20 protein-coding genes are annotated in these 25,998 nt (G+C 66.7%); 11 read left to right on the top strand and 9 right to left on the bottom strand.

Features of this window, described 5'->3' with window-relative positions; genetic code table 11:
• The first annotated feature begins 41 nt into the window (after window positions 1-41).
• The 3 genes from Q7514_RS27075 (at window position 42) to Q7514_RS27065 (ending at window position 3,483) form a co-directional block, all read left to right on the top strand.
• A complete protein-coding gene (locus tag Q7514_RS27075) occupies window positions 42-677 on the top strand; it encodes a phosphoribosyltransferase (protein WP_330136358.1) in 636 nt (211 codons plus the stop codon).
• Window positions 678-840: 163 nt separating this feature from the next.
• Window positions 841-2,643 carry an AMP-dependent synthetase/ligase gene (locus Q7514_RS27070; protein ID WP_330136357.1) on the top strand — a complete coding sequence of 601 codons (1,803 nt, stop codon included), beginning with the start codon at window positions 841-843 and terminating at the stop codon, window positions 2,641-2,643.
• A 318-nt stretch (window positions 2,644-2,961) separates the two neighbouring features.
• Complete coding sequence (locus Q7514_RS27065) at window positions 2,962-3,483, top strand: hypothetical protein (protein ID WP_330136356.1); 522 nt, start codon at window positions 2,962-2,964, stop codon at window positions 3,481-3,483.
• 382 nt (window positions 3,484-3,865) lie between these two features.
• Here the strand turns inward: Q7514_RS27065 and Q7514_RS27060 are convergent, their stop codons facing one another.
• From Q7514_RS27060 to Q7514_RS27050, 3 genes are read right to left on the bottom strand one after another with little or no spacing between them, the layout of a single operon-like run.
• Window positions 3,866-4,489 (bottom strand): alpha/beta hydrolase, encoded by a 624-nt coding sequence (locus Q7514_RS27060; RefSeq protein ID WP_330136355.1) that lies wholly within the window; start codon window positions 4,487-4,489, stop codon window positions 3,866-3,868.
• Between the two features lie 32 nt (window positions 4,490-4,521).
• The gene (locus Q7514_RS27055; protein WP_408016195.1) at window positions 4,522-5,751 is read right to left on the bottom strand and encodes an amino acid deaminase/aldolase; all 1,230 of its coding nucleotides are present in this window, start codon (window positions 5,749-5,751) and stop codon (window positions 4,522-4,524) included.
• 46 nt (window positions 5,752-5,797) lie between these two features.
• Window positions 5,798-6,439 (bottom strand): TetR/AcrR family transcriptional regulator, encoded by a 642-nt coding sequence (locus Q7514_RS27050; protein WP_330136354.1) that lies wholly within the window; start codon window positions 6,437-6,439, stop codon window positions 5,798-5,800.
• A 75-nt stretch (window positions 6,440-6,514) separates the two neighbouring features.
• On the opposite strand from Q7514_RS27050, the gene Q7514_RS27045 reads away from it, so the two are divergent.
• Window positions 6,515-7,819 (top strand): D-arabinono-1,4-lactone oxidase, encoded by a 1,305-nt coding sequence (locus Q7514_RS27045; RefSeq protein WP_330136353.1) that lies wholly within the window; start codon window positions 6,515-6,517, stop codon window positions 7,817-7,819.
• Between the two features lie 15 nt (window positions 7,820-7,834).
• Here Q7514_RS27045 and Q7514_RS27040 read toward each other — a convergent pair whose 3' ends face one another.
• From Q7514_RS27040 to Q7514_RS27030, 3 genes are all read right to left on the bottom strand, one after another.
• Window positions 7,835-8,791, bottom strand: a complete 957-nt coding sequence (locus Q7514_RS27040) for an adenosine deaminase (protein WP_330136352.1) — start codon at window positions 8,789-8,791, stop codon at window positions 7,835-7,837.
• A gap of 130 nt (window positions 8,792-8,921) precedes the next feature.
• Window positions 8,922-9,977, bottom strand: coding sequence for a class I adenylate-forming enzyme family protein (locus Q7514_RS27035; RefSeq protein WP_330136351.1), 1,056 nt, complete (start codon window positions 9,975-9,977; stop codon window positions 8,922-8,924).
• A gap of 30 nt (window positions 9,978-10,007) precedes the next feature.
• Window positions 10,008-11,429 (bottom strand): MFS transporter, encoded by a 1,422-nt coding sequence (locus tag Q7514_RS27030; RefSeq protein ID WP_330136399.1) that lies wholly within the window; start codon window positions 11,427-11,429, stop codon window positions 10,008-10,010.
• 115 nt (window positions 11,430-11,544) lie between these two features.
• Here Q7514_RS27030 and Q7514_RS27025 point away from each other — a divergent pair, with 115 nt between their 5' ends.
• Both Q7514_RS27025 and Q7514_RS27020 read left to right on the top strand, forming a co-directional pair.
• A complete protein-coding gene (locus Q7514_RS27025; RefSeq protein ID WP_330136350.1) occupies window positions 11,545-12,225 on the top strand; it encodes a GNAT family N-acetyltransferase in 681 nt (226 codons plus the stop codon).
• Between the two features lie 39 nt (window positions 12,226-12,264).
• Window positions 12,265-13,311, top strand: coding sequence for a glutathione S-transferase family protein (locus Q7514_RS27020; RefSeq protein ID WP_330136349.1), 1,047 nt, complete (start codon window positions 12,265-12,267; stop codon window positions 13,309-13,311).
• Window positions 13,312-13,331: 20 nt separating this feature from the next.
• Here Q7514_RS27020 and Q7514_RS27015 read toward each other — a convergent pair whose 3' ends face one another.
• Window positions 13,332-13,775, bottom strand: a complete 444-nt coding sequence (locus Q7514_RS27015) for a VOC family protein (RefSeq protein WP_330136348.1) — start codon at window positions 13,773-13,775, stop codon at window positions 13,332-13,334.
• A gap of 18 nt (window positions 13,776-13,793) precedes the next feature.
• Window positions 13,794-14,648 carry a helix-turn-helix domain-containing protein gene (locus Q7514_RS27010; RefSeq protein ID WP_330136398.1) on the bottom strand — a complete coding sequence of 285 codons (855 nt, stop codon included), beginning with the start codon at window positions 14,646-14,648 and terminating at the stop codon, window positions 13,794-13,796.
• Between the two features lie 37 nt (window positions 14,649-14,685).
• Here Q7514_RS27010 and Q7514_RS27005 point away from each other — a divergent pair, with 37 nt between their 5' ends.
• The 5 genes from Q7514_RS27005 (at window position 14,686) to Q7514_RS26985 (ending at window position 25,254) form a co-directional block, all read left to right on the top strand.
• Window positions 14,686-15,432 (top strand): hypothetical protein, encoded by a 747-nt coding sequence (locus tag Q7514_RS27005; protein WP_408016194.1) that lies wholly within the window; start codon window positions 14,686-14,688, stop codon window positions 15,430-15,432.
• A gap of 75 nt (window positions 15,433-15,507) precedes the next feature.
• Window positions 15,508-16,602 carry an ABC transporter ATP-binding protein gene (locus tag Q7514_RS27000; protein WP_408016193.1) on the top strand — a complete coding sequence of 365 codons (1,095 nt, stop codon included), beginning with the start codon at window positions 15,508-15,510 and terminating at the stop codon, window positions 16,600-16,602.
• The gene (locus Q7514_RS26995; protein WP_330136347.1) at window positions 16,599-17,378 is read left to right on the top strand and encodes an ABC transporter permease; all 780 of its coding nucleotides are present in this window, start codon (window positions 16,599-16,601) and stop codon (window positions 17,376-17,378) included. Before Q7514_RS27000 ends, Q7514_RS26995 begins: the two co-directional genes overlap by 4 nt.
• A 52-nt stretch (window positions 17,379-17,430) precedes the next feature.
• On the top strand, window positions 17,431-21,300 hold the full coding sequence (locus Q7514_RS26990) for an ABC transporter ATP-binding protein (RefSeq protein WP_330136346.1): 3,870 nt from the start codon (window positions 17,431-17,433) through the stop codon (window positions 21,298-21,300).
• 258 nt (window positions 21,301-21,558) lie between these two features.
• The gene (locus Q7514_RS26985) at window positions 21,559-25,254 is read left to right on the top strand and encodes a multifunctional oxoglutarate decarboxylase/oxoglutarate dehydrogenase thiamine pyrophosphate-binding subunit/dihydrolipoyllysine-residue succinyltransferase subunit (RefSeq protein WP_408016197.1); all 3,696 of its coding nucleotides are present in this window, start codon (window positions 21,559-21,561) and stop codon (window positions 25,252-25,254) included.
• A 53-nt stretch (window positions 25,255-25,307) separates the two neighbouring features.
• Here Q7514_RS26985 and Q7514_RS26980 read toward each other — a convergent pair whose 3' ends face one another.
• Entirely contained in the window at window positions 25,308-25,973 is a 666-nt protein-coding gene (locus Q7514_RS26980) for a TetR/AcrR family transcriptional regulator (RefSeq protein ID WP_330136344.1), read from the bottom strand.
• Window positions 25,974-25,998 lie beyond the last annotated feature (25 nt).

Raw genomic sequence — 25,998 nt, 5'->3', positions numbered from 1 at the left:
GCTGGGCTGATTTCATCCCGCGCCGAGTCCATACTGGGGTGGTGCGGCGGTACTCCTCGCGTGAAGAGGCCGGCCGGCGGCTCGCCCGCTCGGTCGAGCATCTCCGTGGAGCGGACAACGTCGTTCTCGCGTTGCCCCGCGGTGGGCTTCCCGTGGCCCGCGAAGTCGCCCTTGCTCTCGGTGCTCCGCTCGATGTCCTCGTCGTCCGTAAGCTCGGGGTGCCCTGGCATCCCGAGCTTGCGATGGGCGCAATCGCCGAGGGCGGCATCCGTGTGCTCAACGACGGGGTGATCCGGATCTCCAGGATCGGCGCCGAGTCCATCGAACACGTTCAGGCACACGAGCAGGTCGAGCTGGAACGTCGTGGCGCGCTGCTGCGTTCCGGTCGCGAACGTGTCGCGCTGAGCGGGCGCACCGCCGTGGTCGTCGACGACGGGATGGCGACCGGGGCGACCGCAGCGGTCGCATGTCTGGCCGCGCGCGCTGCCGGTGCCGCACGGGTGGTGCTCGCGGTTCCGATCGCCTCCCCCGAGGCCTTGAGCCGGGTCGCTGGGGATGCAGACGAAGTGATCTGCCCGTGGGCACCCCCGGGGCACGACTCCGTGGGGGCGGCCTATTCCGACTTCCATCAGCTGAGCGACGACGAAGCCGCAGGCATCCTGCGCGACACCACGTAACAGCGTCGAGCGACCCCTCAAGCTACCTGCGGGTAGCTTTCGTGTCGCAGATCACGCACAATGGACCCTGAAACTTCCCAAAACCGGCAGCCCGGGTGGTGCGGAAGCGGACACTTTGTGATGCAATGCACACCGCAAGTTTCAAAAGATGGAGGGGTCACAGATGGGTGAGATTGCCGTTCCGCAGTCGTTCGCGATTCCGGACGACGTGTCGATGGCAGATTCGGTGTTCCGGCACGAAAAGGAGTCTCCCGACTTCGTGCCGTTCGAACGCCTCATCGACGGCAAGTGGGTACCGGTCACGGCAGTTCAGTTCGCCGCCGAGGTCCGCTCCGTAGCGAAGGGCCTGATGGCATCCGGAGTCGAGCTGGGCGACCGCGTCGCGATCCTCTCGAGCACCCGCTACGAATGGGTTCTGCTGGACTACGCGATCTGGACCGCAGGCGGTGCCACGGTCGCGATCTACGAGACCTCCGCGGCCGACCAGTCGAAGTGGATCCTCGAGGACTCGGGAACATCCCTTCTCATCGTCGAGAACACCGAGCAGGCCGACATTGTCCGTGAGGTCGCCGAGGCCGCACCGACAGTGCGCGAGCTCCTGCAGATCGATCCGGCTTCGGGCGCCAAGGGCGCAATCGAGGAACTCACCGCCCGCGGCGCGGCGGTCACCGACGAGCAGGTCGAGGAACGCCGCAAGCAGGTGAACGCGGAATCCGCCGCCACCCTCATCTACACTTCGGGCACCACCGGCCGACCGAAGGGCGTGCAGCTCAAGCACCGCCACTTCTACTCCGAGTCAACGGCCGCCCAGCTGGGGCTGCCCGACTCGATGGAGGCCGGTCAGCGCACGCTGCTGTTCCTGCCGCTCGCTCACGTGTTCGCCCGGCTCATCTCCTTCGCGTCGTTCGATCACAAGGTCACCGTGGGTCACACCTCGGATCTGACCACCCTGCTCGACCAGTTCGCCGCGTTCAAGCCGAACTTCATCCTCTCGGTTCCCCGCGTGTTCGAGAAGGTCTACAACTCTGCCAAGCAGAAGGCGTACGACGGCGGCAAGGGCAAGATCTTCGACAAGGCCGCCGACACCGCGATCGAGTACAGCAAGGCACTCGAAGCGGGCGGGCCCGGCCTCGTCCTCAGAGCCAAGCACGCGTTGTTCGACAAGCTCGTCTACGGCAAGCTGCGCGATGCACTCGGCGGAAACGCGACCCGGGCCGTGTCGGGCGGCGCTGCGCTCGGTGCGCGTCTCGGTCACTTCTTCCGCGGTATCGGAGTCACGGTGTACGAAGGCTACGGTCTCACCGAGACCACCGGCGGCATCGTCATGAACACCCCGGAACATCAGAAGGTCGGCACTGTCGGACGCCCACTCAACGGGCACTCCGCGAAGATCGCCGAAGACGGCGAACTGCTCCTCAAGGGTCCCGTGGTGTTCGACGGCTACTGGCAGAACGACGCGGCCACCGCCGACTCGATCCGCGACGGCTGGTTCCACACCGGCGACATCGGAACGATCGACGCCGAGGGGTTCATCTCGATCACCGGACGTAAGAAGGAACTGCTCGTCACTGCCGGCGGCAAGAACGTCGCGCCCGCGATCCTCGAGGATTCCCTGCGTGCGCATCCGCTGATCAGCCAGGTCCTCGTCGTCGGCGATGCGAAGCCGTTCATCGGTGCGCTCATCACCATCGACGCGGAAACCCTCCCGGGCTGGCTCGAGCGCCACAGTCTGCCCGCGGACAGCACGATCGCAGATCTGATCAAGAACCCCGACCTGATCGCGGAGATCGATTCGGCCGTGTCGGCCACGAACGCCAGGGTGTCGAAGGCCGAGGCCATCAAGAAGTACCGCATCCTGGAGACCGACTTCTCGATCGAGACCGGCGAGCTCACCCCGACGCTCAAGCTCAAGCGCAACATCATCCACGACAAGCACGGTGCGGCGATCGAGGCGCTCTACTCCTGATCCGTCTGCCCTACCCCGAGCAGCCCTGAGCGAAAGTGCCGTTCACTCGCATGGCGGGCTGTTTCAGAATCGCGGGTCGGCCCCGTCGGCATGTCTCCGACGGGGCCGACCTGCGATTACTTATAGAATCCGTCGGTGGTCAGGAACGCGCCGGTCACGCCGTCGCCCACCCCGACGAAAGGGTCGCGTCGAGGCGGTGCAACCCGATCCCGCCGACGCCACCCAGCGGTCGGCTACGTCGGCCGGTATCGGGGAATTCGGCCGTTTCACGTGTGGCCCGACGGCGTTCGGCCGTACCATTCTTCCGGGAGGTTGGCCATGTCGAGAAGAGCTTCTGTCGGCGCAGTACTGGCCGGAGGTATTGCCGTAGCCGCAGCCCTGGCGCTACCTGCGACGGCAACGGCGGCGCCTGTGCAGTGCCAAGCCCAAGGCCCACAGGAGACGGTGATGATGGACGAGGGCGGTTCGTCGTGCCTCGCGTTGTCGGAGGACCGTGGGACGGCGATCAGTACGGCATGGGGTGCCGAAGCGTTCGCGAACATCGCCGGCGACGGCACGGTGGGCACAGCGTGGGCAATCGACGACAGTGGCGGCCCGGATGTTCAAGCCGGTGTGATCACTGGAGACGGCTCGAATGTGCATGCCTACGCCATCGGCACCCCGGGGCCGGGCCCAGCCGGACAGGACACAGCAGCCTATATCGGAACAAGCACGCGCACAGATGGTTTCGCGTTCGCAGCGTTCGGCGGCGAGGCCGTTCTCGCGTACGGCGATCCGGCACGGTGCTCGGGTCTCGCGATTGTCATGACGACTCAGGGGTCCTGCGCCACCGTGCGCTGACGCACACAGTCCCCGAGACCTCGGGTGTGTTCACCGGCTGTTTCGGATTCGCGGGTCGGCCCCGTCCACGACCAACAGTTCCTGATCCCACCGGACATCACGACTGGCTCGGCACCGACAACCCCGTCTGGACGGTCATCGACATCGTCGAGCGGATCGACGCCGGCCCCGATGCGTCACCGTGGAGGCGATGGCGCATCGGTTGCGGACCGAGGCGGGAATCACGACCTAGCGCAAGCGTTCTCATATTGCGGAGGCTCCGTTCGGGCATTCCGAACACAATCCCCGCGAACCGTGGATTCGCCGTGTGCCACGCATCGTCAGGATTTCGCCACGGCCCGCTGGTCGAGATGACGGCACTGCGCTCGCTGAGGGGAGGTAGTCAGGCTCGGGCGGTGACCTCGAGGACGAATTCTGCGATATCCCGGGTGACTGCACGATGGACCGGCTCATGGAGCAGGTCGTGCCCCGCATCGGGATACTCGTCGACCTGCAGATTCGGAACCTCCGTGGCCCACTCCCGCACCGGTTCCACGGGGGCGAGCCGGTCGTCGATTCCGTGCACGGCAAGGACGGGCAGGCGGGATTCCACCAGTGCCCGAGCGAACTCGGATCGTGTCGCCGATCGCGGAGTCCCACACAGTATCGCGGCCCTGAAACGGTCGGCGTCGGTGCGCAGCAGCGCGAGCGCAGACGCGGCACCGAGCGAATGTCCCATCAGCACAAGCGGGATCCCGGCGGCCTCCGCGATCGCGGTCAATGCGGACAGATCGGCCGCGTGGGACTCGACGGACCCGGGCGCATCGGGTTCGCCCTCGGACAATCCGTGCCCGGCCAGGTCGATGCCCCACAGTGCGATACCGCGAGCGCCGAGGCCCGCGGCGAATCGGTGGTAATTACCGGTGTGCTGCCTGATGCCGTGGGCGAAGACGACACCGACCGGAGCCGCATCGGTGTTCCAGCTGCGGTAGTGGATGCGGCCTGCGGCCCCGTCGAAGAACGGCATGGGTGCATTATCCGCTCACCACCGCCGACGGTTCACCAGCAGTGCCCCTCTCCCCGGTAGGTGGGAACGGCAGTGCGGGCACCGGCCTCGACGACGTGGATCTGCGCGAACCTCTCGCACAGTTCCCCTGCCTTCGCATGCCTGAACCACACACGTCCACCGATCGGGACATCCGAGGCGGCGCGGCCGCGCACCGGGGTCTGCACCTCCCCCGCTCCCTCATTGCGCAGAAGCCTCAGGCCTGCGGGCCGGACCGGCCGGGGAACGCGGGCAGCACCCGGCGGCCCCGACGCGATGTATCCGCCGCCGAACAGTGTGGTGATCGACGGCGCGGGTTTGCGCACTGCGGGCAGCGCGAAGAACAACGAAGGATTCGGCGTGAACGAGTCGTAGGCGTCGAACAGGGTCGGTACGTACAGTCCCGATCCGGCGGTGACCTCGGTGACCACCGGATCGGACGCACTCACCTCGAGTGACCCGGTGCCGCCGCTGTTGACGATCTCGAGGTCGCCGACGACGGCGCGGACCGCGTCGACCACCTCGCCGCGCCGTGTCGCGAGTTCCCGCGCCGACATTCTCTTGACCATTCGCACGGGAAGCGACGAATCGGGCAGGCCCGCGATCTGCGCCTCGTAGAACATGATTCCGACGACGTCGAAACTGCCGGCCACAGCGAGCCGCGCGAGTTCGGCCGCCTGATCAGGGGTACGCAGCGGCGACCGCCGCACCCCGAGGTGCACCGGTCCGATGCGCAGAGACGCATCGACGTCGAGACACACGCGTGGCCGAACAGTTCTGGTGCCCAAGGTATTTCGGATAAGCTCCAGCTGCGCGGGTGCATCGATCATGAGGGTCACCGACCCGGCGGCGACCGGGTCTGCAGCGAGTTCCGCGAGGCCCGCGCGGTCGACGGTGGGATATCCGAGCAGGATGTCGCGTGCACCGCACCCGACGAGCCAGAGCGCCTCACGCAACGAGTACGCCATGATGCCGCGGAACCCGCCCTGCGCGGTGAGACCGGAACCGAGCACCTCCTCGAGCACCGTCCGACAGCGCACCGACTTACTCGCGACCCGGACGGGGGTGCCCGACGCACGACGGACGAGATCGTCCGCATTGGATCGCAATGTCGTCAGGTCCAATGCAGCGAGGGGTGGATCCAGATCCGACGTCGCTGCATCGATACGGTCGAGAACAGCAGTGTTGCCGGGTACAGCAGTGTTGCCGGGGAAGGCAGTGTTGCCGGGGAAGGCGGTGCTCAAGGGTGATCCCATCGGTGCGGGGGTGAGTGTGGTGCAGGAGCGAGCGTCAGGGTTTCCCGACGGCACGGGCTGCGATGATCGCTGCCATATCGTCGAGTTCGCTGACGATCGAATCACTTTCCCGGTCGACGAGCCAGCGCAGCGTGAGGCCGTCGATGAGCGCGAGCGCGATGCGCGCCACGGATTCGATCGGCTCCGTCCACGTCGTTCCGGTCTGTTCGGCACACGCCGACAGGAAAGCGTGCGCCTGTTCGTCCATGATGCGGTACTGCTGCAGGGCTACATCACCACCGAGCGCGCCCGCGTTGCGGTGACGAAGCGAGTAGGTGGTGATCTCGTAGGTGAGGAGTTGACGTCCGGCGGTCGCCTCGATCGACGGCCACGCAGCACTGAGCCCTTTGAACAGCAGTTCTCGCAGACCGCGAACGCCTTGCGGCGCGGGCTCGTCGTGGGGGATGTCGAACGCCGTGCGCATCGTGTCGGCGAGTTGCTGAATCAACGTCTCTGCCATCGCGACGACGAGGGCTTCCTTGCTGTCGAAACAGTAATGCACCACCCCCAACGACACTCCGGCGTTCTCCGCAACTGCCCGGACGGTGACCGCGCCGACGCCACCGCCTTCGGCGAGTTCCAGCGCAGATTCGACGAGTTGGGTTCGACGCTCGTCCGCAGGTAACCGGTTCGACATGTCCCGATGGTAGTTCGGACATCGGTCCGAAGCGGGGTATTGACCTGAACGCGTGTCCAGGTCGATCATGTGGACATGGCGACGTGGCACAACTGGGCACGGAACGAGCACTCCAGCCCGCATCGGTTCGACACACCCGAAAACACGGGTGAACTCGCAACAGTGGTCGCACGCGCCGCCGAACAGGGCCGACGTGTCAAGGCCGTCGGCGCGGGCCATTCGTTCACCGGCGTCGCCGTCACCGACGGAGTTCTGCTCTCGCTCGACCGGATGACGGGGATCGAGACCGTGCTGCCCACGGCAACCGGCGCACTCGTGCGCGTGCAGGCGGGGACTCGCCTGCACGACCTGAGCGACCAATTGTGGGCACTCGGTCTCGCACTGCCCAACCTCGGCGACATCGACGTCCAGTCCGTCGCCGGAGCGATTTCCACCGGAACCCACGGGACCGGCGCGAGTTTCACCGGCCTCGCAGCACAGGTTCGTGCGGTGACGACGGTGCTCACCGACGGATCGGTCGTCGAGTGCTCCCCCGACCACGAGCCGGAACTGTTCGAGGTCTCGCGGCTCGGGATCGGAGCTTTCGGCGTTCTCTCGAGCGTGACGTTCGACTGCGTCTCCGCGTTCCGGCTGCGCGCCCACGAGGCGCCGGCCTCGCTGAGTGAGACACTCGACAGCCTCGACGAACGGCTCCACGCCGACCATTTCGAGTTCTACTGGTTCCCCCACACCGAGGGCGTCCTCACCAAGACCAACACCCGGCTGCCCGGTGCCGCGCCGGTCGACCCCGTCGGTCGGGTCCGGGGATTCGTCGACGACGAGATTCTCTCCAACGGCGTGTTCAACGCGTTCCAACACCTGGGCACCCGGGTGCCCTCGTTGGTCCCCGGACTCAACTCCCTGTCCTCGCGTGCCCTGGCGGAACGCACATACACCGATCGCAGCCACCGTGTGTTCGCGTCGAAGCGGCGTGTGCGGTTCAAGGAGATGGAGTACGCGATACCGGTAGACGCCCTGCCCACGGTCCTGGACGAGATCGCGACATGGCTGAACCGCTCCGACGTGCGGATCGGGTTCCCTATCGAGGTGCGATTCGCAGCCGCGGACGATGTCTGGCTGTCCACCGCCCACCAGCGCGACACCGCCTATGTGGCGGTGCACCAGTTCCACCGGGGCGAGCACCGCGAGTACTTCTCGGCAGTCGAGGCCATCGCACAGTCCGTCGGCGGGCGCCCGCACTGGGGGAAGCTCCATGGCCTCACTGCCGCCGAACTCAGCCGGGCGTATCCCCGATTCGACGACGTCCTCGCGGTTCGCGATCGTGTCGATCCACAGCGCGTGTTCGGCAATGCCTACCTGCAGCGCGTACTCGGCGCGTAGCGGTGCGGATCGGATTCAGAGGAAGGCAGCGCGCATCGAATTGTCGGCCAGGACCTGCCTTTCCTCATCGGTCAATCCCAGCTGTTCACGCAGCGCAGAGAACGTATCGTCCACATATCCCCCGAAGTACGCGGGGTCGTCGGAGTTCACGCTCACCGACAATCCCGCCTCGAGCATCCGGCGCAACGGATGATCGGCAAGCGTATCGACCACTCGCAACCGAACATTCGACAACGGGCACGCCGTCAACGGAATCTGTTCGTCCACCAACCGCGCGACGAGTTCCGGGTCTTCGAGGGACCGGATACCGTGGTCGATGCGCTCGGCGCCGAGCAGATCCAGTGCCTGCCGGACATACTCCGGAGGTCCCTCTTCCCCCGCGTGCGCCGTGATGCGCAAACCTTCTGCGCGGGCACGGGCGAACACATCCTCGAACAGCGACGGCGGGTAACCGACCTCCGCCGAGTCGAGTCCGAGCGCGATGATCGGGGCCTGCATCTTCATCAGATCCGTGAAGGTGTCGTTCGCCTCGGCCACGGGACGATCCCGCACGATCGACGCGATCATCGCAGCATCGATGCCGTACTCGCGGCGCGCACCGGCGGCGGCATCCGCGAGACCGTCGACGACCTCACGCAACTCCACTCCGCGAGCCGTGTGGGCCTGCGGATCGAAGAAGAATTCGGCCCGGGTGATTCCGGCCTGCGCCGCCCTCGCGAAGTACGCGCGGGCGAGGTCGGCGAAATCCTGTGCCGTACGTAGGACGTCCATGTTGGCGTAGTAGAGGTCGAGGAACGACGTGAGGTCACCGAACTCGTATCGACCACGCAGATCATCGAGGTCCCGGTACGGAAGTTCGATGCGATTGCGTTCCGCGAGGGCGAAGATCAGCTCGGGTTCGAAGGTTCCTTCGATGTGCACGTGCAGTTCCGCCAAGCCGTGCTCGTGCAGCACCACGCCTTCCTCGACCATTGATCCATCGCCTTCCAGACGGGTGTGCGCCTCTCCGCGAATGCCAATGCACCCTCACGCGGCTCCGGAAAAGGATACCTGAGCTGCGAAAGCGCACTGGGTCACAAACACCGTGGAACGCAGTCGTACGTCACGACACCCGCACTGCGACAGGATTGACGAAGCCGGCGGCGTCGATGGAAACCTGGTCGCCGGTACGAAACCAGCCGTCGTCGAACATCTCTGCGGTCGCTGCCGGATTGTTCCAATAGCCGCGGGCGACGCTCGGCCCGCGGCACAGCAGTTCGCCGCGCCCTTCCTCGGCCTCCGGGCCGAGCAAGGCGACCTCGATCCCGCCGAAAGGCACACCGACACTGCGCGGATGTCTGCGGCGATGCTCGGACGGAAGCAGAAGACCGATCCCTCCGGTCTCGGCCACACCCCAACCCCGGATGCAACGCGAGGCGGGAAACGACGCTCGGAGGTGCCGCCACGGCACTCGTGTCCCCCGGGCGCCCGCCGCGACGACGGTTCCTCCGAACGCGAGCGTCGGGAGCAACTGCACGCTGCATCCCACCGCCGTGCACAACGGTGCGGTGATCACGGTGCGACCGGGTTCGTTCACCAGATCCATGGCATGCCCTACGGCCTCGACTGTCGACAGGACGTTCGTGTTGGTCAGCTCCACGCCGCGCAGGTCACCACCATAGCCTCGGACGTAGTAGAGCAGCGCCAATTCGTCGGGTGAGGCACCGCCATCGAGGAACGGAACCCCTTCGGGGAGGGGGCCGTCGAGAATGAGCACGGCACCACTGTCGAAGGCCATCCAGTCGATTTCGGTGTCGCTGCACGTGGGATCAGGCAGAACCGGCACGCCTCCTGCGAGCACGACCCCGAGAAACGCATGCAGCCATTCGAAGCCGTTCCGGTGATGCACCAGGACGCGGTCGGCCGGGCCGACACCCTGGTCGAGGAGCCCTCCCGCGACCTTCGCCGCTTCGGTCCACAGGTCACGATAGGTGACCGCGCGACCGTCCCCGTCGACCGCAGCGACACGGTTCGAGTACCGCAACGCACTGCGATCGAGCAGTTCGGCCAGGCACGGTTCGAGATCGTCGTAGTGCAGAATCCCGCCGCAGCGATGCATGACGCGCTCACCCTGCAACCAACCCGCTCCCGCGGGAACTCCGACGACCGCCAGCGACATCGCCACCTCCCAACGCCGTCCGTGCTTGCACTATATGGCGTGGGTCACATTCTGGCCGGAGAACTGCGTTCCGAGGTGCACCGGTTTCCCGGCCGATGTGGGGCGCGCGAAGCACACCGACGCGACGAAACCCACCGTCAACGCCGCCGCCGGCAGCCACATCGAGTGCGCCATCGCCGCCGCGTATGCCTCGCGTATCGGTCCGGGCAGTTCACCAACAGGGTTCTGCGACACACCGTTCCCGAGTCCCCGTCCCGACAGCGACGCTGCCATCACGGCAGCGATCGCCGCGCTGCCGAGGACCGCGCCCAACTGCCGGGTGGCGTTGTAGACGCCCGAACCGGCACCCGCCAGCCGGAGATCGAGGTTGCGAGTGGCAGTGGTCGACAGCGTCGACCAGATGCCCGCCGACGCGAAACCGGTCAGTCCGATCGGCAGCAGCAACTGCCATACGCTCGCGTCCGGCGTCATCGCCAGCGAGAGCCACACGAACGCGACGGTCAGGAGCGCGAAACCGGGGCCCGCGACGTAACGCGGATGCACCCGATCGACGAGGCGGCCGACGAACGGCGCGAGCCCACCGCTCAACACCGCCATCGGAACCATGAGGAGCGCCGACTCGGTGGGACCGAGCCCCCGGACATCCTGCGCGTAGAACATCAGCGGGAGCATGAACGCGGTAATCGCGAAGCCGATCGACGCGATCCCGATGTTGGCGAGCGCGAAGTTCCGGTCGCGGAACAGTGTCAGCGGCACCAGCCGTTCGCCCCGACCCCGTGCCTGGTACCACACGAAGATCACAAGGAACACGACGCCGATGCCGATGCTCGTCCACACGTCGGACGACCACGGGTACTCGTCGGCCCCCTGAAGCCCGAAGACCAGAAAGAACATACCCACGCCACTGAGGACCACACCCCGGACATCGAATCGGTGGGCCTGCGTCGGGAGGACGGGCACGAATCGCAAGGCCAGCACGACACCTGCCAGTCCGATCGGAACGTTGACGAAGAAGATCCATTCCCAGCCGAGCCCGTCGACGAGCACCCCACCGGCGAGTGGCCCGACGAGGGTTGCGACCCCTCCGACAGCACCCCAAAGCCCCATCGCCAGGCCGCGCCGGTCGGGCGGAAACACGCGGGTGATCACAGCCATGGTCTGCGGAGACATCAGTGCCGCCCCGAGCCCCTGAAGCACACGCGCCGCTATGAGCGTCTCGATCGTCGACGACAGTCCGCACCACAGCGACGCGACGGTGAACACAACCAGGCCCGACAGGTAGAGCCGGCGCTGACCGAACCTGTCGCCGAGTCGACCGGCGATCAGCAACGGCACCGCGTACGCAAGCAGATAGGCGCTGGTGACCCACACGACGCTCTCGATATCGGCGTCCAGGGCGCGCATGATCGCCGGGTTCGCCACCGACACGATCGTGCTGTCGACCAGAATCATGAAGAAGCCCAGGCACAACGCACCGAGCGCGGCCCAATGAGAATCAGGTGCGGGCGGCTCTGCTCCTGATGCCACTGCACGTCCCCCTCCGCGGTCTGCGGGATACGGTATCCGCGTGGACCCCCATCTCTCGAGCATCGCGGCCCTCGCGTGGTGTCGCGAACTCGGCCTTGCCGACGACGCCCTCTCCTCCGGCGGACTCGTGACGAAAGTGGACGACACGGTCAGCACGGTCCGAGTGCTCGACGTCGGCGATACCGTCGCGGTGGTGGGCCCCGCCCGCGCCGCCTCTGCGGTGGCAGCTCTGCCGACGCGTTCGGACGAGGGTGTGGTACGCGCTGCGGCCGGTGGCTTCGCGGCCCGCACCGAGGTGCTCTGTCTGTGCCCGGAGTGGACGGATGCGGTACGGGTGAAGGATCCGTTGATCTCGCACGACACCGCGGACCTCGCCGAGCTGGTGCGGCGCTGCCCACCCGACGACAGCAGCGAGGTGGGCGCGGATGTGCCCGATCGGGCATTCGTGCTGCTCGACGACGACCACCAGCCGCTTGCCGTTGCGGGCTACCGCGAACTCCAGTCGCTTCTCGCGGACGTGCGGGTGCTGACGACACCGGAGAATCGGCGCCTCGGGCTGGGCGCCACCGTCGCGACGCTGTGCACGCACGACGCGCTCGATGCCGGGCTGATCCCCCAGTGGCGGACCCGCCGCGACAATCTCGCGGCGCGGGGGCTCGCGGCGGTGTCCGGATACCTCGAGTGGGGAACTCTCATCACAGTGCGTACGTCGGTCGAGTAGCAGACTCGGGCCGGTGACCGATCGATTCGAGGGAGCCTCATGAGCAGCAAAGCCACAGACAACACTGGCACGGCCGACCAGGCGAGTTACGTCGAGCCGGGTGCCGAATTCACCCGCGACACGAACTACATCTCGACGCGGATCACCGCCGACGGCCGCGACGGGTACCCCGTCGAAGCAGGGCGTTACCGTCTCGTCGCAGCACGTGCCTGCCCGTGGGCCAACCGCACGTTGATCGCGCGACGGCTGCTCGGTCTCGAGGACGCACTGTCGCTGGGGCTGTGCGGTCCGACCCACGACCAGCGCAGCTGGACCTTCGACCTCGACCCCGGTGGTGTCGACCCGGTGCTGGGCATCGAACGCCTCCAGGAGGCGTACTTCGCGCGGCAGCCCGACTATCCCCGGGGCATCACGGTGCCGGCCATCGTCGACGTGCCGACGGGAAAGGTCGTGACCAACGACTACGCGCAGATCACGCTGGACTTCTCGACCGAATGGACCGCGTTCCACCGGGACGGTGCACCGGACCTGTATCCGGAGTCGCTGCGGAGCGAGATCGACGAGGTCGCTGAGCTTGTCTATCGCGATGTCAACAACGGCGTCTACCGATGCGGGTTCGCCGGTTCACAGGACAAATACGACGCGGCGTTCGACCGGTTGTTCGCTCGGCTCGATTGGCTCGAGGACCGGCTCACCCACCGGCGTTACCTGGTGGGCGACACGATCACGGAGGCCGACGTCCGGTTGTTCACGACCCTCGCGCGATTCGATCCCGTCTATCACGGCCATTTCAAGTGCAACCGGAATCCACTCACCGCGTTCCCGGCGCTGTGGGGCTACGCGCGCGATCTGTTCCAGACACCCGGATTCGGCGACACAACCGATTTCGTGCAGATCAAGCAGCACTACTACATCGTGCACACCGACCTGAACCCGACGCAGATCGTGCCGAAGGGCCCGGAGCTGTCGGGCTGGGTGACGCCGCACGGCCGGGAAGAACTCGGTGGCCGGCCGTTCGGTGACGGCACCCCGCCTCCCCCGCCGCGCGCGGAGGAGGCGGTGCCGTCCGATCACACGCCGCTGTGAATCTCGTTCACCGGTGAAGCTCACTCACCGAATCCGTGCCCCGCATAGGTACCGATGCTCCAGTACACCCCCTGCGGGTCGCGGCACGAGAAGCCGTGTGAGCCGTAGTCCTCGTCGCGCAACTCCACGGTGATGGTCGCGGCGGAGGCCCGGACCTTCTCGTAGAGGGCATCGGCGAGTGCGCTGTCGGGAACGACGAGGTACACCGATCCCGAGTCGGCGTGTTGATCGAGTGGGGTGTCACGCCCGGCGGAGCCGAGCATGACTCCACCCCCGTACGGCCACGTCAGTTCTGCGTGGTCCACGGTGTCGCCGTCCCCGTAGCAGGCGGATTCTGTGAATCCGAGTGTGTCGACGAGGAACCGGATGGCGCCCCGAGCGTCGGTGTACGCCAGGCACGGCCATACGTTCGGGGCGTGGTTGTCGGTGCTGATGCGTTCCGGATTTGCTGCTGTGCTGGACATGGGACAAGCGTCCTCGGATCAGGCGTCGAAGTCTTGGACGAATGGGAACACCTCGTCCTGTCTCCAGCGCGACGGCGGCACGCCCGCGAACTCACGCCACTCGCGGGCGAGGTGGGCCTGGTCGTAGAACCCGCAATGCACTGCCACCTCCGACAGCCGCGCTGCGGGCCTGCGCAACATCGCCTTCGACCGGTCGAATCTGGCGATGCGCGCGGATTCCTTGGGTGTGATCCCGAGTTCCGCGGTGAAGCGGGCGGTCAGGTAGCGGCGACTCCACCCGAGGTCGTCGGCCACGTCGCGCACTGCGGTGCCGGGTCGGGCGACGAGCTGCTGCCATGCGTGCGCCACACGCGCATCCATCTGCGCGGTATCGCGGGCCTCGAGCAGTCGCCGGGTGAGGACGCCATCGAGGACCGCGAACCGTTCCTGCCACCCGGGTGTCGCGGCGATCCGCTCGAGCAGCTCCTGCGCGTCGGGACCCAGCACGTCGTCGAGTTCGACCACCCACGCACCGAGCGCGGATGTCGGAACCCCGAGGAGGGCACGGGCTCCCGCCGGCGTCAGCGCGAGCTGGATACCGTGCTGGTTGCCGTCGTGCGCGATCGTCACCGCCGACGTCGTCAGTCCACTCGCCAATGCGGTGAACCGACCCGGTTGCTGGCCGGGCGCGGCCGCCCTGGTGATGTCGACGGGTCGGTCGAGGCTGAGGACGACGGTCAGATCCGGCGACGACAAGCCCAGATGCTGCCCCGGTGGGAAACCCGTCAGCCGATATCCTTCGTACCAACGCACGTAAGGTTGCAGCAACGGCGCGGGCCGCTGCCGGGCGCCGTCGGAAATGCCGACAACAGTTGACGACCGGGCCACAATCACCAGCGTAACCACCGGCGGACACACGACAAGGATCGAAATGAGCGAAAAGTCCCGCGCCGTCGACAAGAACGGTGAGCCCATCAAGGGTGGCGCGATCGAACGCGCACTCATCACGCTGCTCGACAACGGCAGCCGGCTGCAGGGCCCCGCGGTCGCGAAGTACGTCGAGCGGCTGCGTCGCGCGCATCCCGGCGAGTCGCCCGCGCAGATCATCACGCGGCTCGAGAAGCAGTTCCTCACCACCATCACGGGAAGTGGTGCCGCAGCAGGCGCCACCGCGGCTTTCCCCGGCGTCGGCACGATCGCTGCCATCGGCGCGATCGGCGCCGAGTCGGTGTTCTTCCTCGAAGCATCTGCACTGCTGACGCTCGCTGTCGCGTCGGTGCACGGAATCGAACCCCACGACCACAACCAGCGCCGCGCGCTGGTGCTCGCGATCGCGCTCGGGGATTCCGGCAAGGAGATCGTGGCGGCCGCCACCGGAACGTCACTGAAGAACTGGCCGAAGGCGCTGACGGGGCAGGTCGGCAGCAAACAGCTCAAGCTGATGAACAACACGCTCGTGAAGAAGTTCGTCCGGAAGTACGCGGCCAGGCGGGGGGCACTTCTGCTCGGCAAGCTCGTACCTGCGGGTATCGGGGCTGCGATCGGTGGTGCCGGCAACCGGACGATCGGCAAGCGCACGATCATCAACGCGCGCGAGGCATTCGGAGCGCCTCCCACGACGTGGCCTGCCGAGCAGAGCGCGCTGCCGTCCCGCCCCACGTCGGAGTTGGAAGCCTGAGGCAGAGGCCTCGACCCTGCCTGCACGTATGCTCGCGGCGACACAACAGCGAGAGGTAACCGGGGGAACATTTCTGTGACAGCACCGTCAGCGAACACTCCGCACGGGCAGCCGCATTTCGCGGCACCGGCAAGCGGCCCCCCTCCCGGGATTGCAGTGGACGGCCTGACCAAGACGTTCCGCAATGTCACCGCGGTGTCGAACCTGAGCTTCACCGTGCCCCGGGGTTCGATCACCGGATTTCTCGGCCCGAACGGTTCGGGCAAGACGACGACGCTGAGCATGTTGACGGGGCTGGTACGACCCACAGCCGGCGCGGCCTACATCGACGGTGTGCCGTTCACCCGGCTCGAACAGCCCGCTCAGGTCGTGGGTGCGGTGCTAGACGCACACGGCGCACATCCGAAACACACCGCAGCCACACATCTGAAGGCGTACTGCGCGGCGATGGGTGTGCCGGACGATCGGGCAACCCGGATGCTCGACCTCGTGGGGCTGACCTCCGTGGCGCGTCGACGGGTCGGCGAGTTCTCGCTCGGTATGCGTCAGCGACTCGCGTTGGCGACCGCGTTGCTCGGCCAACCGCGCTACCTCGTCCTCGACGAACCTGCCAACGGTCTCGATCCCGAGGGAATGGCGTGGCTTCGCGACTTCCTCGTGACGTTCGCGAGAAACGGCGGCACCGTCCTGATCTCGAGTCACATCCTCCGGGAGGTCGAGCAGATGGCCGACCACCTCGTGATCATCAGCCGCGGAGCGCTCGTGATGCAGACCAGCATGGCGGATCTGCGCAACGCCTACCGGTCGCGCGTGCTCGTCGCGGTATCCGATCCCGTGAAGCTGGCGACGGCGCTTGCGGCGAGCGGTTTCACCGATGCGCAGATCCAACCCGACGGCCGGCTGGCCGTTGTGGGCGTCGAACCCGATCGCATTGCCGCACTGGCGGGTGAACACGGCATCACGCTGTTCGGCACGAGCATCGAGCATGTCGACCTCGAACAGGTCTTCCTCGCCATGACGGCCGGCCAGTACACAGCGGCACCGCAGAGCTTCGGCGCGCCACAGAACGCCCAGAGCTTCCAAGGTCAACCGAACTACCCTGCCCAACCGAACTACCCTGCCCAACCGAACTTCCAGCAACCGCCGACCGGATCCGGAGGGCACTCGTGACCGCACTCTTGACAGCTGAGTTCCGCAAGGTGCTCGGCCTGCGGTACTGGTGGATCCTGGGTATCGCACCGCTGGTGGTCGGGTTGTTCTGCGGGGCACTCACACTCCCCGTGATGCGTCAGGTCGAGGACATCCTCGGGCCCGGCTTCGCCGAGGCTGCCGCCGCAGCAGTGGGAATCTCGTTCGCGCTCGCCCTGGTGTTCCTGTTCGCTGCGCTGTTCGGTGTCGTCGGCTCCGGCGGCGAATACCAGCACCGCACCATCATCACCACCTTCCTCACCACACGCGGGCGCGACCTGGTCGTCGCATCCAAGTACACGACCGCGGCGCTGTTCGGTCTGCTGTATTGCGTGATCACGGAGGTCGTGTCGGCCCTGACCATCCTCATGTTCGGCGGCGGCTTCTCGGGTGCCGACCTCGGCAGTATCGCAGGCGTCCTCGGCACCGGTCTGCTCTGCGCGGTGCTGTGGGCACTCATCGGCTCGGGTCTGGGGCTGTTCACCGGCTCGATGGTGGGCAGCGTTCTCGCGATCTGCGCGTGGGTTCCGTTCGGTGAGCTGACCGTGTCCCTCGTGCTCCACGGCATGGGTCTCGGCGGCGTCGCGCAATTCCTGCCTGCCCAGATCACCTGGTACACGCTGTTCGGTGTCGTGGACCTGTCCGGCGAGGCCGAGATGCCGGTGTCGTGGCCGCTTGCCCCGCTCGTCCTGATCTTCTGGACCGCGTTGGTTTGCGGGCTCGGATGGTGGCGGACCCGCAGTCGCGATCTCACCTGAGTAATTCTCACCTGAGCACTGCTGTCGTAGCCCGGCGCTACTGTCGGAGGAAATGCCACACGACACACACGATCAAGGTTGGGTCCGTCGCCTCGGCGCGGAATGCATGCGCCACCGCAGAACGGCGATCGGCGCACTCGCACTCACGGCGATCGCCGCCCTGATCGATATCGCCTTCCCGCTGCTCACGAAGATCGCGCTCGACAGCGCCACCGGTGAGGCCACCGAATTCACCTCGGTCCCGAACGTGATCGGGCTCGCGGCCGCTGCGATCGCAGTGGGCGCGGCCGTCCGGTTCGGATGCCAGTACGGTCGTCGGATGCTGGCGGGCAGGCTCTCGCTGGACGTCCAACACGACCTTCGATTACGCCTGCTCGGATCGCTGCAACGCCTCGACGGCCACGGTCAGGACCGAATCCGCACCGGACAGGTGGTGTCGCGCTCGATCACGGATCTACAGCTCATCCAAGGTCTGCTCGCGATGGTCCCTATGTCGGCGGGCGCATTGCTGCAGCTCGCGCTGGCTCTGGTGATCATGACGTCGCTCTCGCCGCTGCTCACGCTGATCGCTGTCGCCACCGTGCCCGTCATCGTGACCATCGTCCGGGTGGTCCGCCCCAAGGTCTTCGCCGCGACGTGGTCGGCGCAGCAGCGGGCCGCCGACCTCGCGCAGCACGTCGAGGAAACCGTCACCGGTGTCCGGGTGGTCAAGGGCTTCGGCCAGGAGGACCGCGCCGTCGACCAACTCGAGGACCACGGCCGGATCCTGTACTCCGAGCGCATGCGGGCGGCCCGGATCAACGCGCGGTTCGCCGCGCCGATGGGTGCGATCCCGCAGCTCGGTCTGGTCGCGACGATCGCGCTCGGCGGCTGGCTCACCTTGAACGGCACGATCACGGTCGGCACCTTCGTCGCGTTCACCGCGTACGTCGCGACGATGAGCGCGACCACCCGCACGCTGGCTCAGGTCGTGATCATGGCGCAGCTGTCACGCGCCGCGGTCGAGCGGGTGTACGAGGTGATCGACACCGAGCCCGACGTCGCCGATCCTGCGCATCCCGTACCACTTCCCGACGGACCGCTCGGGCTCGCATTCCGCAACGTGACCTTCGGTTTCGACGAGGGCCGCGATGTGCTCGACGGGATGGACCTGGAGGTGCTGCCCGGCGAGACCGTCGCGATCGTGGGGCCCGCCGGCTCGGGCAAGACCGCCTTGTCGCTGCTCGCACCGCGCTTCTACACACCGTCGACGGGCGCGGTGTGCCTCACATCCGACGGCCACGACATCGATGTGGCCTCGCTGCGCGCCGACCGGCTGCGCGAAGCGGTGAGCCTCGTGTTCGACGAGCCGTTCCTGTTTTCCGACACCATCGCGTCGAATATCGCGCTGGGCCGGCACGACGCCACCGATGAGGAGATCCGCGCCGCCGCTGTCGCGGCACGTGCCGACGAGTTCATCGAGTCGTTGCCCGACGGGTACGACACCGTCGTCGGCGAACGCGGTCTCACGCTCTCGGGTGGGCAACGGCAACGGGTCGCGCTGGCCCGCGCGCTGCTGCTCAGTCCCAGAGTGCTGCTCCTCGACGATGCGACATCCGCCGTGGATGCCGAGACGGAGGCCGCGATCTACGCCGCGCTCCGCGCGCAGCCCGACCGCACCACCCTGGTGCTCGCACACCGCCGGTCGACACTGACGCTCGCCGACCGTGTCGCGGTACTCGACGGCGGCACGATCGTCGACATCGGGACCGTCGACGAACTCGATCGGCGCAGTCCGGTGTTCCGCCGCTTGTTGACGGGCACATCACCCGATGTCTCCTCGGAACGAGCAGCCCCCTCCGACCACGCCATATCGGCCCAGCAGGGTGCTTCGGACGGCCCGCACGCACTGTGGCCCGAGACCGAGACCCCATCCGACGACCATTCCCCGAGCAGGCCGCCGGCTCTCGCTCCCGTGAACCGCGGTCCCGGTGGCCGTGGAGGGGCCGGGCCCATCAGTGGCGCGCTCGGCGCGGTGGCGCCCACACCCGAACTGCGCACGGCGGTCGCCGCGTTGCCACCTGCCACGGAGCAACCCGGCGCCGACCCCGACCTGCAGTCGCGTGCGTTGCGCCGACCCGACCCTCAGTTCCGGCTCCTGCGAACGCTGCGTCCGGTGCGCCGACTGCTCGTCGCAGTGATGGTGTGTCTGGCGGTCGAGTCCGCGATCAACATAGCGTTTCCGTCGATCGTGCGGTTCGCCGTAGACCGGGGTGTCACCCCCGGCGACCCCGACATGCTGTGGTTCGCTGCGGCGATGGGTGTGGGACTCGCGCTGCTCGGGTGGGCCGCGGTGGCCGTCCTGACGGTGCTCACCGCCCGGGCCGGGGAACGAGTGCTGTTCGGATTGCGGGTACGCAGCTACGCACACCTGCAGCGGCTGGGCCTCGACTACTACGAGCGCGAACTGTCGGGCAGGATCATGACGCGGATGACGACCGACGTCGACGCACTGTCGCAGTTCATCCAGACGGGGTTGTCGACCGCGGTGGTCAGCGTGCTGACTCTGCTGGGGATCTCGGTTGCTCTGCTGGCCACCGACGCCTCGCTCGCGGTGGTGGTGCTCGCTGTCCTCCCGGTGCTGGTGGCGGCCACGCTCTGGTTCCGGAAGGTCTCGGGCGTAGCCTATGCGGTCTCGCGGGAACGGATCTCCCTGGTCAATGCCGATTTCCAGGAGAACATCACCGGATTGCGCGCGGCTCAGGCGTACCGCCGCGAGGAGACCTCCGCGCGCCGGTTCGCCGAACGTGCCGATGCGTACCGCCGCAGCCGTATGCGGTCGCAGCGGGCGATCTCCCTGTTCTTCCCGTTCATCACGTTCCTGTCGGATCTTGCATTGGCTGCCGTCGTGTTCGTGGGTGCCCGCGAGGTCTCGTCCGGAGCCACCACTGCCGGTGTCCTGATCGCATTCGTCCTGTACCTGAACCTGCTGTTCGGTCCCATCCAGCAGTTGTCACAGGTGTTCGACGGTTATCAGCAGGCACGTGTCGGGTTGCGCCGAATCGGCGACCTCCTGCGCACCGAGAGTTCGCTCGAGTCCGGACCGGCGGGCACCGTCGATGTGACCGGACACCTGCACGGCGATGTTCGTCTCGACGATGTCGGCTTCCGGTACAGCGGGGCCGAGACCGATGCGCTCGCCGACGTCGACCTGAGCTTCCCTCCGGGATCGACGGTCGCGTTGGTGGGTCGCACGGGGGCCGGGAAGTCGACGATCGTCAAATTGCTCGCCCGTTTCTACGACCCGACGTCCGGTTCGGTGCGCGTCGACGGGACGGATCTGCGCGAGTACCGGCTACCCGAGTACCGGAGCCGGCTCGGCGTGGTGCCGCAGGAAGCGCACCTGTTCACCGGGACGGTGGCGAGCAACATCGCATACGGCCGACCCGACGCGAGCCGGTCCGACATCGAGTCCGCGGCCCGCACGGTGGGAGCACTCGGCATGATCGCCGGCCTCGACGGAGGGATGTTTCATCCAGTCGGCGAGCGTGGTCAGGGTCTGTCGGCCGGTCAGCGCCAGTTGATCGCATTGGCCCGGGCCGAACTCGTCGATCCCGACCTGCTGTTGCTCGACGAAGCGACGGCCACCCTGGATCCGGCCACCGAGCAGGCGGTGCTCGAGGCCGGCGCGTCGGTCTCGCGGTCGCGGACGGCGGTGATCGTCGCGCACCGGCTGGCCACCGCAGCCCGGGCCGACCTCGTCGTCGTGATCGAGGGAGGCCGGGTGGTCGAGAGTGGACCACACGAGACGTTGCGTCGCGCGGGTGGCCTGTACACCACATTGTGGCAACTCGCGACCGCGGGGCCGGTACCGGACGTCGAGGACGACACGCCGACGCGGAACCCCGAACCGGTTGCGACCCCGCGCAGCTCGACTTTGTAACGGGGTCCGTGCTGCGGCGATGCACGTAACAGGGAATAATCTGCGGTCGAGAACCGTCATCGATGGAGACCCCGTCGACTCGAGATTGTGAGGTGGCTCTCCGGCATGCAAGATCGGTTCGAATCGTCACATGCCGAGGGCTAGCCTCATAACCACAGGCGCTCCGATCGGGTACCGAAGAAAGAAACGAGGCGAACAACTGCCGTGAGCAGCAGCTCTACATCACAGTTCGGACAGAACCAGTGGTTGGTTGACGAAATGTACCAGCGTTTCCAGGACGACCCGTCGTCCGTGGATGCGAGCTGGCACGAGTTCCTGACCGATTACTCGCCGGAAGCAGCGGTTGCGGGAGGTGTGAACGGATCCGACACCACGGCACCCGAGAAGCCCGCACCGGCGAAGTCCGCACCCGCCACGACTGCTTCGGCCACCCCTGCACCCAAGGCTGCAACATCGAAGACTGCGCCTGCATCAGCGCCGAAGGCTGCGCCTGCAGCCCCGGCTGCCAAGCCTGCCGCGGCAAAGCCCGCCGCGGCGAAGCCCGCAGCCAAGGCTGCTGCCGCACCTTCCGCCACGCCCGCCACCGAGGAGAAGAAGGTTCTCCGCGGAGCTGCCGGCGCTGTCGCGAAGAACATGAATGCCTCGCTGTCGATCCCCACTGCCACGAGCGTCCGCGCGGTCCCCGCAAAGCTGATGTTCGACAACCGGATCGTCATCAACAATCACCTCGCGCGCACGCGCGGCGGCAAGGTGTCGTTCACCCACCTGCTCGGCTACGCGATCGTCCAGGCGATCCAGGCGTACCCGAACATGAACAACCACTACGCCGAGATCGACGGCAAGCCGAACCTCGTCACCCCAGCGCACACCAACCTCGGTCTCGCCATCGACCTGCCCGGCAAGAACGGGCAGCGTTCCCTGGTCGTCGCTGCGATCCGCAACTGCGAGACGATGAACTTCGCGCAGTTCTACTCTGCGTACGAGGACATCGTCCGTCGTGCCCGCGACGGCAAGCTCACCGGTGAGGACTTCTCCGGCGTCACGATCTCGCTGACCAACCCGGGTGGCATCGGTACCGTGCATTCGGTTCCGCGCCTGATGAACGGTCAGGGTGCGATCATCGGCGCAGGCGCGATGGAGTACCCCGCCGAGTTCCAGGGTGCCTCCGACGAGCGCATCGCCGAAATGGGCATCGGCAAGTTGCTGACCCTGACCTCGACGTACGATCACCGCGTCATTCAGGGCGCCGAGTCGGGCGAGTTCCTCCGTCAGATCCATCAGCTCCTGATCTCCGACGAGTTCTACGACGAGATCTTCCACACGCTCCATATTCCTTACGAGCCGGTTCGCTGGCGCAAGGACGTGCCGGAAGGCCTCGTCGACAAGCACACCCGAGTGCTCGAGCTGATCGCGGCGTACCGCAATCGCGGTCACTTGATGGCCGACACCGATCCGCTGCAGTTCGTTCGCGACAAGTTCCGTTCGCACCCCGACCTCGACGTCACAACCCACGACCTGACCCTGTGGGATCTCGACCGCGAGTTCAACGTCGGCGGTTTCCACGGCCAGCAGCGTATGAAGTTGCGCGACGTGCTGTCGGTGCTGCGCGACGCGTACTGCCGCCACGTCGGCATCGAGTACACGCACATCCTCGAGCCCGAACAGCAGCAGTGGCTGCAGGAGCGGGTCGAGGCGCACCACGTCAAGCCGACGGTCGCGCAGCAGAAGTACATCCTGAGCCGCCTCAACGCCGCCGAGGCATTCGAGACGTTCCTGCAGACCAAGTACGTCGGCCAGAAGCGGTTCTCGCTCGAGGGCGCCGAGTCCGTCATTCCGATGATGGACAGCATCATCGATCAGGCCGCGGAGCATCAGCTCGACGAGGTCGCGATCGCCATGCCGCACCGTGGTCGTCTGAACGTGCTCGCCAACATCGTCGGCAAGCCGTACTCGAAGATCTTCACGGAGTTCGAGGGCAACCTGAACCCGTCCGCTGCACACGGTTCCGGCGACGTGAAATATCACCTGGGCGCCGAAGGCACCTACATCCAGATGTTCGGCGAGAACGACATCAAGGTCTCGCTGACCGCGAACCCGTCACACCTCGAAGCGGTCAACCCGGTTCTCGAGGGCCTCGTCCGCGCCAAGCAGGACATCCTCGACAAGGGTGAGAGCGGCTTCACGGTCCTGCCGCTGCTGCTGCACGGCGACGCCGCGTTCGCAGGCCAGGGCGTGGTCGCCGAGACGCTGAACCTCGCGCTGCTGCGCGGGTACCGCACCGGCGGCACCGTGCACATCGTGGTCAACAACCAGGTCGGCTTCACCACCGCGCCGGAGCACTCGCGTTCGTCCGAGTACTGCACCGACGTCGCCAAGATGATCGGCGCGCCGATCTTCCACGTCAACGGTGACGATCCCGAGGCCTGTGTGTGGGTTGCGCAGCTCGCCGTGGACTTCCGCGAGACGTTCCACAAGGACGTCGTGATCGACATGATCTGCTACCGCCGTCGCGGCCACAACGAGGGCGACGACCCGTCGATGACGCAGCCGGCCATGTACGACGTGATCGACACCAAGCGCAGCGTCCGTAAGAGCTACACCGAGGCCCTCATCGGCCGCGGCGACATCTCGCTCAAGGAAGCCGAAGACGCACTGCGCGACTACCAGGGTCAGTTGGAGCGGGTGTTCAACGAGGTCCGCGAGCTCGAGAAGTTCCAGCCGGAACCGTCCGAGTCCGTCGAGCTCGACCAGACGCCCGCACCGCGCCTGACCACGGCGGTCGACCAGGGTGTCCTCGACCGCATCGGCGATGCGTTCGTCAACGTTCCCGAGGGCTTCAGCGTGCACCCGCGTGTCAAGCCGGTCATCGAGAAGCGTCGCGAGATGTCCCGCGAGGGCCACATCGACTGGGCCTACGCGGAGCTGCTCGCATTCGGGTCGCTCGCCGAGCAGGGTGCACTCGTGCGCCTGGCCGGACAGGACTCGCGGCGCGGCACGTTCACGCAGCGCCACTCGGTGCTCATCGACCGCAAGACCGGCGAGGAGTACAACCCGCTCGCGGAGCTCGCTGCGAATTCCGGTAACGGTGGCCGCTTCATGGTGTACGACTCGGCGCTGACCGAGTTCGCAGGCGTGGGCTTCGAGTACGGCTACTCGGTGGGCAACCCCGAGGCGCTGGTGCTGTGGGAGGCACAGTTCGGCGACTTCGTCAACGGCGCGCAGTCGATCATCGACGAGTTCATCTCGTCCGGTGAGGCCAAGTGGGGTCAGCTCTCCGACGTCGTCATGCTCCTGCCGCACGGCCACGAGGGTCAGGGCCCCGACCACACCTCCGGTCGTATCGAACGCTGGCTGCAGCTGTGCGCCGAGGGCTCGATGACGGTGGCAGTGCCGTCCACCCCGGCGAGCTACTTCCACCTGCTGCGTCGCCATCACCTCGACGGCATCCGCCGCCCGCTGGTGGTCTTCACACCGAAGTCGATGCTGCGCAACAAGGCTGCGGTCAGCAACGTCGAGGACTTCACGCAAGGCAAGTTCCGCTCGATCCTCGAAGAGATCCCGTACGAGAACGGGACGGCGGATCGGTCCAAGGTCACGCGCGTGCTGCTGACCTCGGGCAAGATCTACTGGGAGTTGCTCGCGAAGAAGCAGAAGGAAGGCCGCGACGACATCGCGATCGTCCGTGTCGAGCAGCTGTACCCGGTGCCGCGTCGCCGGATCGCCGAGACCCTCGACAAGTACCCGAATGCGTCCGAGTTCTTCTGGGTGCAGGAGGAGCCGGCCAACCAGGGCGCCTGGCCGTTCCTCGGCTTGGCTCTGCCGGAGCTCCTTCCCGATCACCTCTCCGGCGTGAAGCGGGTGTCGCGTCGCGCGATGTCGGCTCCGTCGTCGGGTTCGAGCAAGGTGCACGCGGTCGAGCAGCAGGAGATCCTCGACAAGGCGTTCGAGCGCTGATCACTCGAGCGGCAAGCAGGCCCCGTTCGTGCTGGATCAGAGCATGACGGTTCTCATGCGAGCCGGGTCGGTTCGTCCTTCGGGACGAGCGACCCGGCTCGCGCCGTTTCACCGAGTGCGACCGCTGCGTAGGTGACGGCGGGGAGTGCACCGACCGCGAGTTCGATGAACTCGTCGCGGTCGATGGCCGGCTCCCGGAGCCACGCGATGGTGATGTCTTCGACGAAGGCCACCCACCCGCGCACGGCGAGGCGGACCGCGGGACCGGCGTCGATCCCGATGTCCGGGAGGTATCGAAGTGTTCGCTCGACCATCGCGGTGCGCGTCTGTTCGAAGACCTCGCGCATCTCCGGGTCTCCGCTCGCGGTTCCACGCAGCATCGACACGTAGGTGTCGCGGCGCTCGGTCACGTAGTCGGCATAGGCGACGATGGTACCGCGCAGCATGTCGAAGGGCTCGAGGGTCTCGTCCGGTGCAGTGCATTCGAGCATGTCGCGGCTGATGTGCCGGACGAGTTCGACGTGGAACTCGTGCTTGGACGAGAAGTAGTGGAAGAGCAGTCCGCGCGACACTCCCGCTTCGTCGGCGATGTCCTCGACGGAGATCTGATCCAGGGGGCGGTCGGCGAGCATCCGCATTCCGAGGTCGATCAATTGGGCGCGACGTTCCGCCGGTCCGAGCCTTCTTCGTTTGGTGTCGGTGCCTTTCACGCCTTCCATGCAACCGCCTTACTGAATTAGAGTC

The sequence above is a fragment of the Rhodococcus artemisiae genome (assembly GCF_036327795.1).
GTDB classification, from domain to species: Bacteria; Actinomycetota; Actinomycetes; order Mycobacteriales; family Mycobacteriaceae; genus Rhodococcus; species Rhodococcus artemisiae.
This window is presented reverse-complemented; position numbering and strand designations above follow the sequence as displayed.

Coding starts and splice junctions, on each gene's coding strand:
- Q7514_RS27045 (WP_330136353.1), top strand. CDS start 6,515: ATGGCGACGTGGCACAACTGGGCACGGAACGAGCACTCCAGCCCGCAT.
- Q7514_RS27030 (WP_330136399.1), bottom strand. CDS start 11,429: ATGATTCTGGTCGACAGCACGATCGTGTCGGTGGCGAACCCGGCGATC.
- Q7514_RS27040 (WP_330136352.1), bottom strand. CDS start 8,791: ATGGTCGAGGAAGGCGTGGTGCTGCACGAGCACGGCTTGGCGGAACTG.
- Q7514_RS27035 (WP_330136351.1), bottom strand. CDS start 9,977: ATGTCGCTGGCGGTCGTCGGAGTTCCCGCGGGAGCGGGTTGGTTGCAG.
- Q7514_RS27020 (WP_330136349.1), top strand. CDS start 12,265: ATGAGCAGCAAAGCCACAGACAACACTGGCACGGCCGACCAGGCGAGT.
- Q7514_RS26990 (WP_330136346.1), top strand. CDS start 17,431: ATGCCACACGACACACACGATCAAGGTTGGGTCCGTCGCCTCGGCGCG.
- Q7514_RS27015 (WP_330136348.1), bottom strand. CDS start 13,775: ATGTCCAGCACAGCAGCAAATCCGGAACGCATCAGCACCGACAACCAC.
- Q7514_RS27065 (WP_330136356.1), top strand. CDS start 2,962: ATGTCGAGAAGAGCTTCTGTCGGCGCAGTACTGGCCGGAGGTATTGCC.
- Q7514_RS27070 (WP_330136357.1), top strand. CDS start 841: ATGGGTGAGATTGCCGTTCCGCAGTCGTTCGCGATTCCGGACGACGTG.
- Q7514_RS27005 (WP_408016194.1), top strand. CDS start 14,686: ATGAGCGAAAAGTCCCGCGCCGTCGACAAGAACGGTGAGCCCATCAAG.
- Q7514_RS27060 (WP_330136355.1), bottom strand. CDS start 4,489: ATGCCGTTCTTCGACGGGGCCGCAGGCCGCATCCACTACCGCAGCTGG.
- Q7514_RS26980 (WP_330136344.1), bottom strand. CDS start 25,973: ATGGAAGGCGTGAAAGGCACCGACACCAAACGAAGAAGGCTCGGACCG.
- Q7514_RS26985 (WP_408016197.1), top strand. CDS start 21,559: ATGTACCAGCGTTTCCAGGACGACCCGTCGTCCGTGGATGCGAGCTGG.
- Q7514_RS27050 (WP_330136354.1), bottom strand. CDS start 6,439: ATGTCGAACCGGTTACCTGCGGACGAGCGTCGAACCCAACTCGTCGAA.